This is a genomic window from Chryseobacterium amylolyticum, from assembly GCF_051011775.1.
GTDB lineage: Bacteria > Bacteroidota > Bacteroidia > Flavobacteriales > Weeksellaceae > Chryseobacterium.
Genome location: NZ_JBPCHX010000011.1, coordinates 11,947 through 27,658 on the forward strand (window position 1 = coordinate 11,947; position 15,712 = coordinate 27,658).

General features: G+C 37.1%; 22 protein-coding genes. 9 read left to right on the forward strand and 13 right to left on the reverse strand.

Annotated elements, in window-relative coordinates; all coding sequences use genetic code 11:
• Nucleotides 1-18: 18 nt before the first annotated feature.
• From ACR1PO_RS22015 to namA, 6 genes are all read right to left on the reverse strand, one after another.
• Nucleotides 19-993 (reverse strand): DUF2931 family protein, encoded by a 975-nt coding sequence (locus ACR1PO_RS22015; RefSeq protein ID WP_433988184.1) that lies wholly within the window; start codon nucleotides 991-993, stop codon nucleotides 19-21.
• 64 nt (nucleotides 994-1,057) lie between these two features.
• Nucleotides 1,058-1,228 (reverse strand): hypothetical protein, encoded by a 171-nt coding sequence (locus ACR1PO_RS22020; RefSeq protein WP_153816338.1) that lies wholly within the window; start codon nucleotides 1,226-1,228, stop codon nucleotides 1,058-1,060.
• A 1-nt stretch (nucleotide 1,229) separates the two neighbouring features.
• On the reverse strand, nucleotides 1,230-3,161 hold the full coding sequence (locus tag ACR1PO_RS22025) for a type VI secretion system Vgr family protein (RefSeq protein WP_332385209.1): 1,932 nt from the start codon (nucleotides 3,159-3,161) through the stop codon (nucleotides 1,230-1,232).
• A 148-nt stretch (nucleotides 3,162-3,309) separates the two neighbouring features.
• Nucleotides 3,310-3,714, reverse strand: a complete 405-nt coding sequence (tssD, locus tag ACR1PO_RS22030) for a type VI secretion system tube protein TssD (RefSeq protein ID WP_002977458.1) — start codon at nucleotides 3,712-3,714, stop codon at nucleotides 3,310-3,312.
• 287 nt (nucleotides 3,715-4,001) lie between these two features.
• A complete protein-coding gene (locus ACR1PO_RS22035; RefSeq protein ID WP_332385208.1) occupies nucleotides 4,002-4,280 on the reverse strand; it encodes a DUF2752 domain-containing protein in 279 nt (92 codons plus the stop codon).
• Nucleotides 4,281-4,308: 28 nt separating this feature from the next.
• Nucleotides 4,309-5,361 carry an NADPH dehydrogenase NamA gene (gene namA / locus ACR1PO_RS22040; protein WP_332385207.1) on the reverse strand — a complete coding sequence of 351 codons (1,053 nt, stop codon included), beginning with the start codon at nucleotides 5,359-5,361 and terminating at the stop codon, nucleotides 4,309-4,311.
• A 98-nt stretch (nucleotides 5,362-5,459) separates the two neighbouring features.
• Here namA and ACR1PO_RS22045 point away from each other — a divergent pair, with 98 nt between their 5' ends.
• Nucleotides 5,460-5,942 (forward strand): cytidine deaminase, encoded by a 483-nt coding sequence (locus ACR1PO_RS22045; protein WP_332385206.1) that lies wholly within the window; start codon nucleotides 5,460-5,462, stop codon nucleotides 5,940-5,942.
• A gap of 126 nt (nucleotides 5,943-6,068) precedes the next feature.
• Here ACR1PO_RS22045 and ACR1PO_RS22050 read toward each other — a convergent pair whose 3' ends face one another.
• The 7 genes from ACR1PO_RS22050 to ACR1PO_RS22080 all read right to left on the reverse strand — a co-directional run bounded on the left by ACR1PO_RS22050 (nucleotide 6,069) and on the right by ACR1PO_RS22080 (nucleotide 9,952).
• Complete coding sequence (locus tag ACR1PO_RS22050; RefSeq protein WP_433988185.1) at nucleotides 6,069-6,380, reverse strand: barstar family protein; 312 nt, start codon at nucleotides 6,378-6,380, stop codon at nucleotides 6,069-6,071.
• Nucleotides 6,381-6,666: 286 nt separating this feature from the next.
• Nucleotides 6,667-6,843 carry a GIY-YIG nuclease family protein gene (locus ACR1PO_RS22055; protein ID WP_433988186.1) on the reverse strand — a complete coding sequence of 59 codons (177 nt, stop codon included), beginning with the start codon at nucleotides 6,841-6,843 and terminating at the stop codon, nucleotides 6,667-6,669.
• A 65-nt stretch (nucleotides 6,844-6,908) separates the two neighbouring features.
• Nucleotides 6,909-7,412, reverse strand: coding sequence for a ribonuclease domain-containing protein (locus ACR1PO_RS22060; protein ID WP_332385204.1), 504 nt, complete (start codon nucleotides 7,410-7,412; stop codon nucleotides 6,909-6,911).
• 25 nt (nucleotides 7,413-7,437) lie between these two features.
• On the reverse strand, nucleotides 7,438-8,229 hold the full coding sequence (gene nadE, locus ACR1PO_RS22065; RefSeq protein ID WP_332385203.1) for an NAD(+) synthase: 792 nt from the start codon (nucleotides 8,227-8,229) through the stop codon (nucleotides 7,438-7,440).
• 12 nt (nucleotides 8,230-8,241) lie between these two features.
• Nucleotides 8,242-8,775 carry a GNAT family N-acetyltransferase gene (locus tag ACR1PO_RS22070; protein WP_433988187.1) on the reverse strand — a complete coding sequence of 178 codons (534 nt, stop codon included), beginning with the start codon at nucleotides 8,773-8,775 and terminating at the stop codon, nucleotides 8,242-8,244.
• Complete coding sequence (locus ACR1PO_RS22075) at nucleotides 8,772-9,302, reverse strand: GNAT family N-acetyltransferase (protein ID WP_332385201.1); 531 nt, start codon at nucleotides 9,300-9,302, stop codon at nucleotides 8,772-8,774. The genes ACR1PO_RS22070 and ACR1PO_RS22075 overlap by 4 nt, the downstream gene beginning before the upstream one ends.
• 11 nt (nucleotides 9,303-9,313) lie before the next feature.
• Complete coding sequence (locus tag ACR1PO_RS22080; RefSeq protein ID WP_433988188.1) at nucleotides 9,314-9,952, reverse strand: leucine-rich repeat domain-containing protein; 639 nt, start codon at nucleotides 9,950-9,952, stop codon at nucleotides 9,314-9,316.
• Nucleotides 9,953-10,004: 52 nt separating this feature from the next.
• On the opposite strand from ACR1PO_RS22080, the gene gldB reads away from it, so the two are divergent.
• From gldB to ACR1PO_RS22120, 8 genes are all read left to right on the forward strand, one after another.
• The gene (gene gldB / locus ACR1PO_RS22085; RefSeq protein ID WP_332385199.1) at nucleotides 10,005-10,988 is read left to right on the forward strand and encodes a gliding motility lipoprotein GldB; all 984 of its coding nucleotides are present in this window, start codon (nucleotides 10,005-10,007) and stop codon (nucleotides 10,986-10,988) included.
• Nucleotides 10,989-11,013: 25 nt separating this feature from the next.
• A complete protein-coding gene (gene gldC / locus ACR1PO_RS22090; protein WP_002977443.1) occupies nucleotides 11,014-11,337 on the forward strand; it encodes a gliding motility protein GldC in 324 nt (107 codons plus the stop codon).
• Nucleotides 11,338-11,448: 111 nt separating this feature from the next.
• Complete coding sequence (locus ACR1PO_RS22095) at nucleotides 11,449-12,588, forward strand: cystathionine gamma-synthase (RefSeq protein ID WP_374464911.1); 1,140 nt, start codon at nucleotides 11,449-11,451, stop codon at nucleotides 12,586-12,588.
• A gap of 67 nt (nucleotides 12,589-12,655) precedes the next feature.
• The gene (locus tag ACR1PO_RS22100; protein ID WP_433988189.1) at nucleotides 12,656-13,105 is read left to right on the forward strand and encodes a GNAT family N-acetyltransferase; all 450 of its coding nucleotides are present in this window, start codon (nucleotides 12,656-12,658) and stop codon (nucleotides 13,103-13,105) included.
• A 132-nt stretch (nucleotides 13,106-13,237) separates the two neighbouring features.
• On the forward strand, nucleotides 13,238-13,750 hold the full coding sequence (locus ACR1PO_RS22105; RefSeq protein ID WP_433988190.1) for a DinB family protein: 513 nt from the start codon (nucleotides 13,238-13,240) through the stop codon (nucleotides 13,748-13,750).
• Between the two features lie 247 nt (nucleotides 13,751-13,997).
• Nucleotides 13,998-14,411, forward strand: coding sequence for an IS200/IS605 family transposase (gene tnpA, locus ACR1PO_RS22110; RefSeq protein WP_433988191.1), 414 nt, complete (start codon nucleotides 13,998-14,000; stop codon nucleotides 14,409-14,411).
• A 266-nt stretch (nucleotides 14,412-14,677) separates the two neighbouring features.
• The gene (locus ACR1PO_RS22115) at nucleotides 14,678-15,226 is read left to right on the forward strand and encodes an L-threonylcarbamoyladenylate synthase (RefSeq protein ID WP_433988192.1); all 549 of its coding nucleotides are present in this window, start codon (nucleotides 14,678-14,680) and stop codon (nucleotides 15,224-15,226) included.
• 104 nt (nucleotides 15,227-15,330) lie between these two features.
• Nucleotides 15,331-15,675 carry a nuclear transport factor 2 family protein gene (locus ACR1PO_RS22120; RefSeq protein ID WP_332385194.1) on the forward strand — a complete coding sequence of 115 codons (345 nt, stop codon included), beginning with the start codon at nucleotides 15,331-15,333 and terminating at the stop codon, nucleotides 15,673-15,675.
• The last annotated feature ends 37 nt before the right edge of the window (nucleotides 15,676-15,712 follow it).

Below are 15,712 nucleotides of genomic sequence, written 5' to 3' on the forward strand. Positions count from 1 at the left end.
TTGACTGAGTAAAACCTATCACTCTATCTTCTGAGATACCCTTATTTTTGCTTTGGTTACCGGAAGTTTCTCTTTTTCAGATTCCAGGGATACCAAAACCTTTGTATTGTCTTCGTTGACTTTAATGATCAGATCAATGTTTTTATCTTTTCCTGATTTCTGAAACAAATCAAATATTTCTTTATCATCAAAAGCGTCTATCCATACCGCATACCTGTTGTTGTTTTTATCTTTCCAGTAAAAACCGCAGAATTTTGGTACTGCTCTGCTTTTGTATGTATTGTCTTTTAAACCCTGATCAAAAAGATTTTCCTGTTCCCCGTTATAGCTGGTAAACCCGAAATCGATCCAGGTGGCTCCTTCCGGAAGAATTACTGAAGGTTTCCAATTGTATCTTTCTCTGTACACATTATAAATGTCTGCATCAGGATATCCTTCTTTTTCAATTTTCTCACGAACTTCCGGCTTAAATGTCTTATAAGACGGATCTTTCAGCATTCTGTCTGCAAAACCCTCTTTCAGCATATACTGGGCATTGTCATAGGCTTTTTCTTTGGTAATGACGGTATCATGCGCCTGAAAAGCGCCAATTTCTTTCTGGTTTCCGGGACCTTTCATCCACAAAACTACTCTTCCCTTCGGAGCCAATCCTACTACAAAAGAATGGTAAGTGGTTTTCTTTTTTGTGTCCTGGTCCACAAACCCTTCATCAAAAAGGTTTTTGATCTTTTCTTTATCCAGGTCCCATTTTCCGGTATAGAATTTTTTTTCCACTAAGGAATACCAAGTGAACTCCAGTTTATGAGGGGCATCCATTCTTTCGGTGGTTACGTTCATGGTACCTCCTTCTTTACCCCAGCCGGTATTCTGTGTTCCCCAGATGGCATCAAAGGCATAGGTGAAATCATCGGCAATAATAGCTCCTTCATATATTTCCATGGGATATTCCTGCGGAGCAGAAACGGTTCCCAGCCAGGTGTATTTTTCTTCCATTTTTTTATTCTGACAATTCGTTAATGAGAAACAGCATATAATAAAAAGAATGAGTATGTTATATTTACTTATGGCCATGGGACATAATCTTCTTGTTACTCGCTAAAACCAGATTTTCCTTATGTGCTTCCACATTGATTTTCTTTGCTATTTTTTCAACCTTTTTTCCTACGCTCAGATGATAAGAATCTTTTACTGTGATTCGCAGATTGGTGGCTGTTTTGATGATTGCCATATCAGAAAAGTTTTGATTTTTCAGCACTGTTGAATTCTACAATCTTTCCACTCTGCATGGTCATATTTTCCAGTTCGCTGAACATGGAAATTTCCCCTGCTATTTCGTTGGATGTTTCAGACTGTCTCTTGAACTCTTTTTCAATCATTTCAGTTCTGGTATCAGAAGTTTCCGTAATATCTCCCGAAGCTGTAAGTTTCATATCTTTTCCTGCGATGGAAACGATGTTGTCATTCGCTGTACTGGTAATGCTTGCTCCTGCTCCTATAGAAATTTCTTTTCCTGCTGTAATGTTGATATTGTCACCTGCATTCAACGTAAAATTCTTAGGTGCTTTCATGCTGATATTTCCCTGTCCGTCCATATAATAGCTATTTCCGCTCGGATCAAGAATCGTTACGCTCCCTTCTTCATCATTCATTAAAATTCTGATCCCGCTTCTGGTTTGGATGGATTTCAGGTGATTGTTAACACCACCTCCTAACGCTACTCCTCCATGGAACATTCCTCCCATAACGAAAGGCCTGTCCGGATGGCTGTGTACAAAATTAACCATTACCTGATCTCCTACTTCGGGAATGGCTACATAGCCACGGTTTTGGGTAATCTGATCTGTTCCTCCCGCATCAGGGCTCATCATACGTATAAAATGAGTGGTATCATTAGTCTGCCAGTCAAATCTCACCTGTATTCTTCCCTGTCCTTCCGGATCTGTATTGGAAATGACAGTTGCCGTCTGTGGCTCAGCCTTCGGAATGGTAAATTCCGGTTTTGGAAGAAATCCTGTATCTGCTGCAATTCCCACGAAGCTTCCACTGTAATGCCCTATTGTGTCAATTTCATGCTCTGATTCTGTAATCATGATTCTGGTGAAGTAAGAGGTTTCATTAGAATCCTGTTTACGCATCTGTACATCTGCTACACAACCGGGGTGAAGAAACGGAACGGTTGTATTTCCAGAAACGGAAAAAACATTTACTGCCTCACTTCCTGAAGCACTTTTCTGAGAATATTCAACGTCAAGATGTGTGGTTGCTTTAATAGGAGCCACTTGCAAAGCTGGTGTCTTATAGATAGTTTCGTTATGGCTGTATGCTGTTTTTGCAAGGTCACTTACATGTTTGATAGGCGTGGATCCTGAAGTCAGCTTTTCATTTTTATTACTGTTATACCCATAGAATTGCGGTTTGGTATGTACAGCTTTAAGCTCAACTTTAATATCATTGGCACTGCTTCCGTACGTAAGGGTAATAGGTTTATTCTGAGCCGGAAGCTTTCCGAAATGTAAAACTTCACCGTCATAGTAAAACTGTTCACCATATGCTTCAGCCATTCTGGCCAGATAGTTATAATGGGTTTCATCATACTGGCTGCTGTAAATGATCTGTGAATAGTTATTGGCATCTACCCTGATATCAAAACGGCTTTTATCAATCCCCTGTTTGATTATTTCTTCTGCAATAATTCCGATATTAACAGGCTGTGAACCTCCAAAGCTCTGAATATGCGGAGCACCATCAAGCAGGATGGTAGGACTGTATCCTGTAAGCACAATATTTCCCAGGCTCATTTTTTCCTGGCTGAATCCTACTCCGGTAATCACTCCTACAAACGTTCTTTCCGGGCTGTTGTCTATATCTTTATAGGAAATAACTGCGGTAAGCCTTTTCCCAAGAAATTTATTGGCTTCTTCCAATGAGTGGGTCTGTCTGTCTCCCAGGGTATCGTGCGCCAGGGTCAGCGTGAATTCATGGTGTCGTCTGGTACTTTGTTTAAGTTTGAAATGTTTATAGTACTTGATAATTTTCCCTTCTATAATAAGGGAAAGCTTTACCAAACGATTGATACCTGTATGATGGTTTTCGGAAATACCATCTGCATTCTGCGTCGGACGAAAAGACGCCGCTTGTGAGTTTCCAGGTCTATTTGACATATTTTTAGTGATTTGATTAACTTTCTAAACGATTATCCAGCAGAACGGGAGTTTAAAAATATAAACAAAAGATCCCGTAGAATATAGTCTAAGGTAAAAAAAGACCGTCTTATTAGGGACAGTCTTTTATTTACGGCTCATGAAAGACTTAGCTCATTGGCCAAAGCCCATCATAAGATGAATTTCCATATGTGATGCTTTCAGCACTTACTACAAAACTGATCAGCATATTGTTGCTGTCAATAGCATCGAAGTCTACTTCATGCTGAATAACATATCCGTTTTCCCATTTCAAAGAGATTAATGTCCCTTCTTCGTGAGATTTGTTAAAGTTGATTTCTCCGCTTGTAGGTTTATATTTGCTGTTTAATAAACTTTCTAAAACATCAGATTTCTCTGTTGCTTCAATTGTTACTTTGATCAATGCGTTTGACGGGTCAGATGCCACACGTCCTGAAACGTCTGTAGATCTCGATACGCTATAGTTAAGCTTTAATAACTTCTGACCTTCACCTCCATTGAATTTTAAGATTCCTCTTGAATTTCCTGCCATATTCTTAAATTTTAATCATTAACGACTGATTCCTGATATAGGATTTAGGTAACAAAGATAGACTTCATGTTCTAATTTAAAAAGTTTTTGGGGCACTGATTCATAAATTGTAGTAGTTCTACGACATTTCTAAAATTCAGCACAACAAAATAAAGCAAGAATTTTAAACTAATAAATTTTATTTTTCATTTAAATTTTTCTAAATAATCCTATTTAAATCAAAATACAAATAAGACACATACTATATTTCCCATTTAAATCAAACACTTACACCATTCCTGTTTTAATTAATAATGTTTATAGATGTAGCCAATGATCATAATAATAAGATTAATTACAACCAAAATCATTAAAATATTACTATATTTTCTTTTTTTATCGATGAAACTCAAACCCAGCGTAAGAAAAAACAACAATAAGGTATATACAGCAGGATACATTTGAAAAGCTTCAGCAAATTTCCCTTCACATACCAATACGATTGCTCTCTGTGCGCCGCATCCCAGGCATTCCACACCAAGGAATCTTTTACTGGGGCAGGTAAGCATGAAATCTTCAATATCCATTCCTGTTGCTTTGAAGGTTATCCGGGAACTAAGAAGAGATTTTGGCTCTGGTGTACTGATGAGGAAAGAAACAATGTTCCTTCATTTCAAAAGATCCCTGAACAGCAATATAAGGATTCCTCAGAATTTCTCTTGCCACAAAAATCAGATCCGCATCCCCTTTCTGAAGAATTTCTTCAGCCTGCTCTATTCCGGTAATTAAACCTACCGCTCCGGTGTTCACTCCGGCTTCATTTCTTACCTGTGATGAAAAAGGAACCTGATAGCCATCAAAAACGGGAATTTTTGCCCCATGGATATTGCCGCCACTGGATACATCAACAAGATCTACAGCATGTTCTTTTAAAATTTTTGCCAGCGCTACACTGCTCTGGATATCCCAGCCGTTTTCAGCATATTCTGTTCCTGAAATTCTCACAAACAGGGCTGTATTTTCATTTAATTCTTCATTAACAGCATCTACAATTTCAATCAGAAACCGGATCCTGTTCTCAAAACTTCCTCCGTATTCATCTGTTCTGATATTGGAAAGCGGTGATAAAAACTGATGAATCAGATATCCGTGTGCTCCATGAATTTCAATAACATCGAAACCAGCTTCTACAGCTCTTCTTGCAGCTTTTTTAAAATTCTGAACCTGCTCTTTTATCTCATCCGTAGTGAGTGCATGCGGAATTCTTTCTGTAGGGTGGTAAGGAATGGGACTTGGTGCAACCGTTTCCCAGCCTTCTTCTATGGAAATCTGCATGTTATTCCATGTTGAGCCTTTTCTTCCGGCATGAGCCAGCTGGATTCCTATTTTACTTTCGGAGTTTTTATGAACAAACTCTACGATTCTCTGCAGTTTTTCTGCCTGTTCATCATTCCAGATTCCCATACAGTGATGGGTAATTCTTCCTCTGGGTTCCACTCCTGTTGCTTCTACAATCAGCAGACCTGTACCACCCTGTGATCTGCTTCCGTAGTGTACAAAATGAAAGTCATTGGCCTCTCCGTTCTCACATGAATACATACACATAGGTGACATTACCCATCTGTTTTTCAACTCAACATTTCTGAATTTTATTGGTGTGTATAACATTTTTAGTCTTAAAAAATTGAACTTTTACGGGAAGAATAAAATATTGCCCACTTCATTAAAAAGAACTAATTTTACCCCCCTTTTTTAGTTGACAATATATGAAAAAAGACATACAGATCAGTTACGAATATTTTAAAAATAGCAGTGAACTGAGTGATATAGAAAATACATTATTTGAAAGAGCCAAGGAAGCCCGCGAAAATGCTTACGCACCTTACTCCCAGTTTTTGGTAGGATGTTCCGTATTACTGGAAAACGGAGAAATCTACTCTGGAAACAACCAGGAGAATGCAGCTTATCCTTCCGGACTCTGCGCAGAAAGAACGACTCTATTCTGGGTAGCTGCCAACTTTCCGAATGTGAAAATAAAAAAGATTTTTGTAGTGGGAGGTCCGAAAGAGTTTCATGAGAAAAACCCTCCGATTCCTCCTTGTGGAGCATGCCGCCAGAGTTTAATTGAGTACGAAACCAAGCAGAATGAAAATATCGACCTTTATTTTTCAAGCATGAATGAAGAGGTTGTAAAAGTGCATGCAGTGAAAGATCTTCTTCCTTTTTATTTTGATTCTACGTTTTTGTAAGATAAAAAACCTAACAGGTTTTGGAAACCTGCTAGGTTTGTATGGTAAAGAATAAAGATTTGAATACTACAGAATAAGGGTCAGCATAAAAAAGGCTGTCTCCTGTATCGGAACAGCCTTTCTTTTTTATTCTTCTTCAGATTCTACATCATCATCTTCGTCTTCGTATTGCTCCAGATAATAGCTGAAACTAAAATCTTCCACTTCTTCTTCGGCATCTTCCAGGGTAGTCAGCAAGTCTTCAAAAATCTCAAGCTGATCTACAGTCATGTTGACGAATTCTAAATGGAGCGGCATTTCCATATCTCCGGTGATGGTATCAAAAAGGGCATCAAGATTATCCCCAAAATGCTCAGGAAGCTGAATTTTTTCCTTAAGCTGGGTGTAAAAATCTTCATAATCACCTATGTCTGTAAAATCTATATATATTGTCTTCATATTGAACTAAATTTCCAATTTTTAACGTTTGTATTTTTTACAAAATCTTTTCAGAACTGCTTCATACAATACTTTTATTTTTCAAAATTACTACTTATCATTATTTAAATACAAATTATACTGATCATTGCGAGGAGGTCTGCGACGAAGCCATCTCAGAAAACATCCATAATATTTCCCACATCGTCCGTAAGATCTTTCCAATCAGGGTTTATACTATTGATTAAATCCAGTTTTTTTTGCCTGGAACCTGCTTTTATTTGTTTTTCTCTAAATATAGCCTCACCTATTTCCTGAAAGGATTCCCAATACACCAGTATATACAAATTATATCTTGAAGTAAAGCTTTGAGAATAATATGATCTTTATGCTGTTGAACACGTTTGGGCAGATTTGAAGTTACTCCTGTGTAAAGAATAGTATGATTTTTATTCGTCATAATGTAGACAAAACCTGCTTTCATCTGTGGTTATTTTAGAGATTGCTTCGTCACTTTGTTCCTCGCAATGACCTTATGCTATTTACACATTACTGTTTTTCAAAACTCTTATAATGGTTTTTAGTAAGGTACACATCTCCATTCCGGGTATAGATAATACGGTCTGCATTTCTTCCGCCGCAATGATAATTTACATCTGCTTCAAAGTACTTCTCTCCGTCCGGCAGCCGTCCTTCCCTGTTTCCGAAATGATCTCCGCCAATAGCTTTTCCGGGAAGCACATCGCAAAGATTTCCTTTGGAAGGATTCCAGCCCTGTTTTCTGGCTTCATTTTTAGTGATATAATAGTCCGGAAGCTTGTGATTTTGTTTTACATAGCTGATCACCGTTTTTTCTTCTGTAAGCTGATCTATAGAAACCTGAGCTGTGGGATTTCCATCTGAAGAAGTACTTCCGTAATGCACTGTTTCTTTTTTTACAGAATCTGACTGATCTCTTTTATCTTCAATAAAGTTCCTGTAGACATACATTACGGACATTCCGAAAAGAAGTCCCAGACAGATAAAAAATACAGATCTTATTTTTCCGTTCATAGCTGTTATTTAATGTAATTCATTTCTATGCTCTCCATTCTTCAGGAATATCACAAACCGGAATAGGATCCATTTTATGCTTCGCAGCCTTATGCATTCTGTCGAAGATCTGGAAAACTTCCCTATCTCTTCCTTCGTAATCATCAGCCGTTTTGGTTCCGTATTCTTTCTGGATTTTCTCCAGTTCCGGATAGGTAGCACCAATCTGCTGTTCATCCGTTCTGTCCACATCCCAAAGTCCATCGGTAGGAATTGCTTCCTGGATGCTTTTGATAAGATTTAATCCTCTGGCCAATTCATACACTTCAGTTTTATAAAGATCCGCAATTGGGGATACATCTACTCCGCCATCTCCGTATTTTGTATAAAAACCAATTCCGAAATCTTCTACTTTGTTTCCTGTTCCACAAACAAGAAGTCCGTTCAGCTGGCCATAATAATACAGTGTAAGCATTCTGAGACGTGCTCTTGTGTTGGCAAAAGCAAGTTTTTCATTAGGGTACAGATCATCTTTTACATCGAATGTTTTATAAAGCTCCTCAAAAGCAGGCGTCAGATCTACAGACATAGTTTCTACGTTAGGAAATCTTGATTTAAGATCATTCATATGATCTTTTGCACGGCCTACCTGATCTGCTTTCTGGCGGATCGGCATTTCTATCAATAAAGTTTTCAAACCGGTCATTGCCGCCAGTGTAGAAACCACTCCGGAATCTACTCCTCCGGAAACTCCAATTACATATCCGTTTACTTTTGCTTTTGTAGCGTAATCTTTTAACCAGCTTACAATATGATCTATCACTTTTTGTGTCTGCATCTTTTATATTTTTTAGTCTATTCCAAATTCCTGCGGGTATTTCACCACTCCTTTTTTATTCTTTAATCCGTCTTTTACCAATTCTACAGCCATTCCGTTTTCTTCCGGAATATCGAATGGAAAAGAAATGCCAAAATTACTTGTTTTTTTGTAACCAAAACGCGGATAATAATTTTCATGTCCGATCAGGATTACAGATTCATATCCCAATTCTTTGGCAATACGATGTCCTTCCAGAATCAGTTTTCCTCCAAGCCCCCGATTCTGAAATTCCGGCTTCACTGAAACAGGAGCCAGAGCAAGTGAATCAAAGGATTCTGAATTGTTGACAATCTTTATTTTTGTGAACAGAATATGCCCGGCGATTTTACCGTTTTCATCTTCTGCCACTAATGATAATTCCGGGATAAAGGCTTCTGATTTCCTCAGCTTTTCTACCAGAAACTGCTCCTGATGATCACTGTGTTCCATTTCCCTGAAAGCCTCTTCTGTCAATTGAAAGACCTGTTGATGGTCTTTTTTTTCTTCCTGTCTTATTGTTATCATTTTTTACTGTAATTTTCACGCTTCAGCTCATACCAGAAACAAATTCCATCCGGCTCCTCAAACGTTCCGGTTTTTTCAAAGCCTAATTTTCTTAGAATATGATTGGAAGCGTCATGTCCGGAATGAGCATAAGCATAAATAACATCTGCATTTAAGTCATTAAAACCATAATCAAGAGAAGCTTTTCCAGATTCCATGGCATAACCTTTTCCCCATGATTCAGGAAGAAAACGATATCCCAGTTCCAGTACATTTTTATAACCGTTGGTTTCATGGGTAAGCAGTTTCAATCCGCTCCATCCTATCAGAAGGCCGCTTTCTTTTTCTACAACACCCAATCTCCCTACTCCATTTTCCTCATATTGTTTCTGAATCATACTGATGATCTTTTTTGATTCATTGATATCCGTTAAAACCGGCACACCAATATATTTCATGACCTCAGGATTGGAATCCAGCAGAAATAGGCGTTCAAAATCTTCATCTTCCAGCTTCCTTAAAATCAATCGTTCTGTTTCTATTTTCATAATCATTAGTTTTATTCTCCATCTCTGAATATGGTAACATCTGTTTTTGCACCCTTCTTTATATCGGTTTCATTTATTTTGTTTCCGGTTATATTCAGCGTTTGCAAGACCTCGTTTCCGGAAATATCAATTTTTTGAAGCCTGTTATGTTCCAGATTAAGCTTTCTCAGTGCTTTAAACCGGGTTACGTCAATTGTTTTTAACTGATTTAAAGATAAGGTTAATTGATCAATTTTTGGAATTCCTGCCAGCGAAATACTTTCCAAAAAATTATTATCCAGATATAATGAGGCTAAATTTTTCAGGTTTTCTGTTTTGAATGAAGAAATTTTACATCCTGTACAGGAGAACAACTCCAGCTGATCCAGATTACTGATTGTGATATCCGGGATTATATTATCATCCAGAACAACCATTTTCACGTTTTTAAAAAGGGGAATATCTTCTGCCGAGGTAATTCCTTTCTGAGTCAGAAACAGATTCGTAACCATATCAGCTTCGGAAGCTTCCAGTATTCCGTTTTTATTCAGATCAAAATTTCCGAGTACTGCTTTTTCAAAGTTTTTATCTTTAAATTCAAGCTTTTGCCCATAGAAAAAAGATATCGTGAAAATAAGGCAAAGGGCTGTAAATATTTTAATTTTCATCATGAATTGTGTATTTAATCCTTATTTTTGTAAACTTAAATTCCATGTAAAAATAATGAAGATTTTTAGATATATTGCGCTTTCTTCTGTTTTAGCTGCCGGACTTATTTCCTGCAAAAAAGAACCTGAAAATCAATGGAAGGTTGAGGTAAAAGAAACGGCTGAAAAAGTTGACATCACAGATATTTCCAAAGAATTTTATAATCCAAATGTTCCTTTGGATCAGTTTAAAGCTCAATTTCCATGGTTTCAGGGAACTGTTTCTGATGCTGATTTTGGAAAAAGAAGAGCGGATGCTGAAGAGATAAAGATCTACAAGGAAGCAATCGGAAAAATAGATCAGGCAAAGCTTCAAAAGGAACTTCAGGGCTTATTTTCACATATTAAATATTACTTTCCGAAATTTAAAAACCCGAAGGTATATTTGTTTTCATCCGCCTTACAGATGGTTCAGGATCCGATATTTTATGACGAGAAAGGAAACCTTTTATTCATAGATGTAACCGGTTTTATGGGTGATGGAAATCCTAATTATAAAGGGCTGGAACTGTATTTCCAAAAGTCTATGAATCCACAGAATATAGTTCCAAAGGTATCACAGCTTTTTGCAGAAAATATTGTAACGGAATCACCGGATCATCAGAAGTTCATTGATCAGATGGTTCTGAACGGGAAAGTAATGATTCTCCAGGATGCCTTTCTTCCCGACGTTCCTGATTATCTGAAAATGAACTATACCCCGAAACAATATGAATGGGCAACCAGCAACGAAGCCAACATCTGGAATTATTTTGTAGAAAGCAACCTTATTTTTGGAGATGACCCGAGACTGGGAGAACGTTTCATCTCACCGGGACCATTCTCGAAATTTTACACAGAAATTGACAATGAATCTTCCCCGCAGATCGGAATTTTTACAGGATGGCAGATCTGCAAAGCATACCTTAAAGAAAAGCCTGAAACAAAGCTGACGGATTTTCTGAAAATGGATGCCACCACAATTTTTAATCAATCCGGTTATAAACCGAAACTTAAATAAAGAAAATTTAGAAAAAAATAGAAAAATGAGAAAGACTCAGATTACGATAGATGTAGAGCTTGATGAAAATCATGTCCCGGAAAATATTACATGGAATGCCCAGGATGGCGGTATTGAAAAACAGGATACCAAAGCAACCATGATTTCTGTATGGGATGATAAAACAAGAGAAGCGCTAAGAATTGATCTCTGGACCAAAGAAATGCCTGTAGACCAGATGAAGATGTTTATCCATCAGATTTTAATATCTTTAGGAAACACCTATCAGAGAGCAACAGGAGAAGAGGATGTAGCACAGTGGATGGAAGAAATTGCAGAAGAATTTGCTGTGAAATCCGCTATCAAGTAAAATGTAACACATTCAATGTAACAATGTATTAGTGTAACAATATAACAATCTTTAAATAGAAAAATATTGGTACACTATTAGATTATTCAGATTGATAAATTATAAAATATTATGAATTTTAATACAAAAGTAATTCACGGAGGGCAGCACCATGAGTCTGCAACAGGTTCTGTAAATGTACCTGTATTTCTGACTTCTACGTTTGCACAGAAAAGCCCGGGAGTACATTCGGGATATGAATATTCAAGAGCCGCCAACCCCACAAGACAGGCATTGGAAGACTCTCTGGCAAGTATTGAAAACGGAGCGAGAGGTTTAGCTTTCGGTTCCGGTCTTGCAGCCATCGACTGTGTTTTAAAATTATTAAATCCCGGTGATGAAGTCATTGCTGTAGATGATCTTTACGGCGGTACGTACAGAATGTTCACCAGACTTTTCGAAAAATATCAGCTGAAGTTTACTTTCGTGAATTTTGATGATGTTTCTAAAATAGCAGATGTTATTACAGATAAAACAAAACTGATCTGGGTAGAAACTCCAACGAACCCATTGATGAAACTGGTAGACATCAAAGCTGTAGTGGAAATTGCAAAAGGAAAAGATATTTTAGTGGCAGTGGATAATACTTTTGCTACACCTTATATCCAGAGACCGATTGATTTGGGTGCTGATATTGTAATGCATTCTGCAACCAAATATTTAGGAGGTCACTCTGATGTTATTGCCGGGGCCCTTATTGCTAAAGATGCTGAATTAGGAGAAAAACTTCACTTTATTCAGTTTGCAAGCGGTGGTATTTTAGGTCCTCACGATTCTTACCTTGTATTGAGAGGAATCAAAACACTGGCACTAAGAATGCAGAGACATTCAGACAATGGTCTTGCTGTGGCAAAATACCTTGAAACACATCCGGCGGTTGATAAAGTAATCTATCCAGGATTGGAATCTCACCCTCAATATGAGCTGGCAAAATCTCAGATGAAAGAATCGGGAGGAATGGTTTCATTCACTTTCAAATCCGGAAAAAAAGAAGATGCGATTAAATTCTTAGAAAAGGTAAAGGTTTTCACTTTAGCAGAATCTTTAGGAGGAGTAGAATCTTTAGCTAACCACCCTGCTTTAATGACTCACGCTTCTATTCCTGCTGAAAAACGTGCTGAACTCGGGATCACAGATGACCTGGTACGTTTAAGCGTAGGTATTGAAGATGCTGAAGATCTTATTGCAGATCTTGAGAGAGCTTTTTCTTAACATACGATACACTCAATGAGAAGGATTTTGATAATCCTTCTCATTTTATTATAACACCAACTGATATATGAAAAACTCAAGAAAAGCAGTTGTTTCCGACTTACCACAACTCGCAGAACTATTTGATCAGTACAGGGTATTTTATCATAAGTCCTCAGATATTCCTGCAGCAGCAAACTTTCTTCGGGAAAGGCTTGAAAACAAAGATTCAGAAATTTTCGTTGCAGAAGAAAATGGTAAACTGACAGGTTTTGTAAAATTATATCCTATATTTTCATCTACAAGAATGCAGCGCTACTGGCTGCTGAATGATCTTTACGTGAATGAAAATCACAGAGGTAAAGGCCATTCCAAAGAACTGATTGAAGCTTCCAAAGAATTATGCCGCTCCTCAAAAGCGTGCGGTATCCTTCTGGAAACAGGAAAAAGCAATGATATCGGAAACCAGCTTTACCCCGCATGCGGCTTTGAGCTTTATGATTCCGTGAATTTCTATGAATGGACGAATCGTGAGTAATGAGCAGTAGTTAATGAGTAATTTTTGTAAAATGTATAGTTAAAAAGTATTCATTCTTTATGAACCATCTACTCCGAATACCGGAACGCGAATCACGCACCTCAAAATAATGTATAAAAACAAAAAAATAATATGACCGAATTTCAAAAATACATCCAAAGATATTTAGATCAGATTCCATCAGGAGACTGGATCAAAGAGCTGCAGCTATCAGCAGACAAAACCATCGGAATTTATTCCAATCTTACTGAAGAACAGTCTACTTTCGCTTATGCAGAAGGAAAATGGACTTTAAAAGGTCTTCTGCTCCATTTATCGGATACCGAAAGAGTTTTCCAATACAGAATATTAGCATTCGCCAGAGGAGAAAAAAACAACCTCCCGGGATTTGATGAAAATCAATACGCTGATCAGTCTTTTGCAGACGAAAGAAGCCTGGAATCTCTTTTAGAAGAATATAAGCTGGTAAGAAAGTCTTCACAGATTCTTTTAGAAACCCTTCATCCTTCTGCCTTACAAAATACAGGTATTGCCAATGGCCACGAAATTTCTGTGGAAACCATCGGAAAACTGATCGTGGGACACAATTACCATCACCTGAGTATTATTGAGGAAAGGTATTTGTCGAAATTGGGATGGATGTAGAAAGAAATTAAAAAATACATTTGAATTAGGTTCCGGCTAAAGCCAGGGGATTTTTTATCCCGGAATTAAATGGGCTAAAGCCCATTTCTATTGAATAAAATTGACATTATATATTTATTTGATCTACTTTAATCGTAATAAAGACATCAATAGGAACGGGCTTTAGCCCGTTTTCCTTATTCTATTGGCTTCAGCCAAAACTTATTGACTTATTGAAAAAAATAATATTTTTGATAAAACAACACAAATGGCTTTTATCAAAATTTATATTCATCTTGTTTTCTCTACAAAAAACAGAGATCCGTTTCTCAATACATTCGACATACGTCTTAAGGTCTGGAAACATATTAAAGAATATGCTACAGAAAAAGGTATATTTTTAGACATGGTTAATGGATATTCAGACCATTGTCATTGTCTTATTTCTCTGGGATCTGATCAAAATATTGAAAAAATCGTACAATTAATAAAAGGAGAATCATCTCATTGGATCAATAAAAATAAGCTTGCCGCAGGAAAATTTTCATGGCAGGATGAATATTTTGCAGTCTCAGTTTCCGAATCTATGGTGGATACCGTAAGAAATTATATTAAAAATCAGGAAAAGCATCATCAGAAAAAAAGCTTTACTGAAGAGTATAAAGAATTTGTTGAAAAGTGACAGGTTTTGGCTAAAGCCAAATGATTTATGTCTATTGTTTAAATGGGCTAAAGCCCATTTCTATTGAATAACAATTCATTGATTTAACCTTATTTAATTATGTTATAAAAATATCAATAGGAACGGGCTTTAGCCCGTTTTCATATTATATATAATTCCATTGGCTTCAGCCAAACCTAACAGCATAGCCACATTCATACCCTGTTTTTTTGCCCAAAACTCACAGATTTTCTACCTTTATCCACTCTTTGAATTCACTTACAATTATGGAACATATTATCGAAATATTAAAATCCGGCGGAACGATTCTTTACCCTACTGATACCATTTGGGGGATTGGTTGTGATGCTACCAATATAGAAGCAGTCAATAAAATTTTTGAAATCAAAAAGCGTGAAAAGAATAAATCCATGATCATCCTTGTGGAATCTGAGAAGAGACTTCAGGACCTGGTAGACGTCCCTGAAATGGCATGGGAAATTATTGATCTCAGCGAAAAGCCGGTAACCATTGTTTATGAAAACCCAAGAGGCTTGCCTAAAGAGCTTCTTGCTGAAGACGGAAGTATCGGAATCCGTCTTGTAAAAAATGATTTCTGCAAAAAACTGATTACAAAATTAAACAGACCTTTGGTATCTACTTCAGCCAACTTCAGTGGTGAGAAAAGTCCATTGAAATTTTCTGATATTTCTCAGAAAATGATAGACCTTGTAGATTATGCTGTAGAGGAAGACAGAGAAAAGGTTTCAAAATATTCGGGTTCTTCGGTAATCAAAATATGGAATGACAACAGGATAAAAGTTCTGAGAGAATAACTATTCTGAAATTACCTGTTTATTTTTAGAGTCTTGTCAGTTCATCCTGGCAGGATTTCTTTTTTAATTCTATCTTTGCAAACTCAACTCATAAACTATTTGCTATGGATCATCAAAAATTTGCTCAAACGTGGGTCAATATTTGGAATTCTCACAATTTAGAGGATATTCTGTCCCATTACGCGGATGACATTGAGATCACCACTCCCATGATTGCTATGGCTACAGGCGGCAAAGAAAGTTCTTTAAAAGGAAAAGAAGCTGTCCGTGAATACTGGAGAAAGGCACTGGATAAATTTCCGGACCTTCATTTTGATCTGATCCATTCCACGGCGGGAGTAGATTCGGTAGCATTATTTTATAAGTCGATTATGGATAAACATGCTGTGGAAGTCATGTTTTTTAATGAAGATGGAAAAATTAGTAGAATGTATGCTCATTATGATTAATGGGTGACACCGGTAGAAATTGACACTGTTATTAACA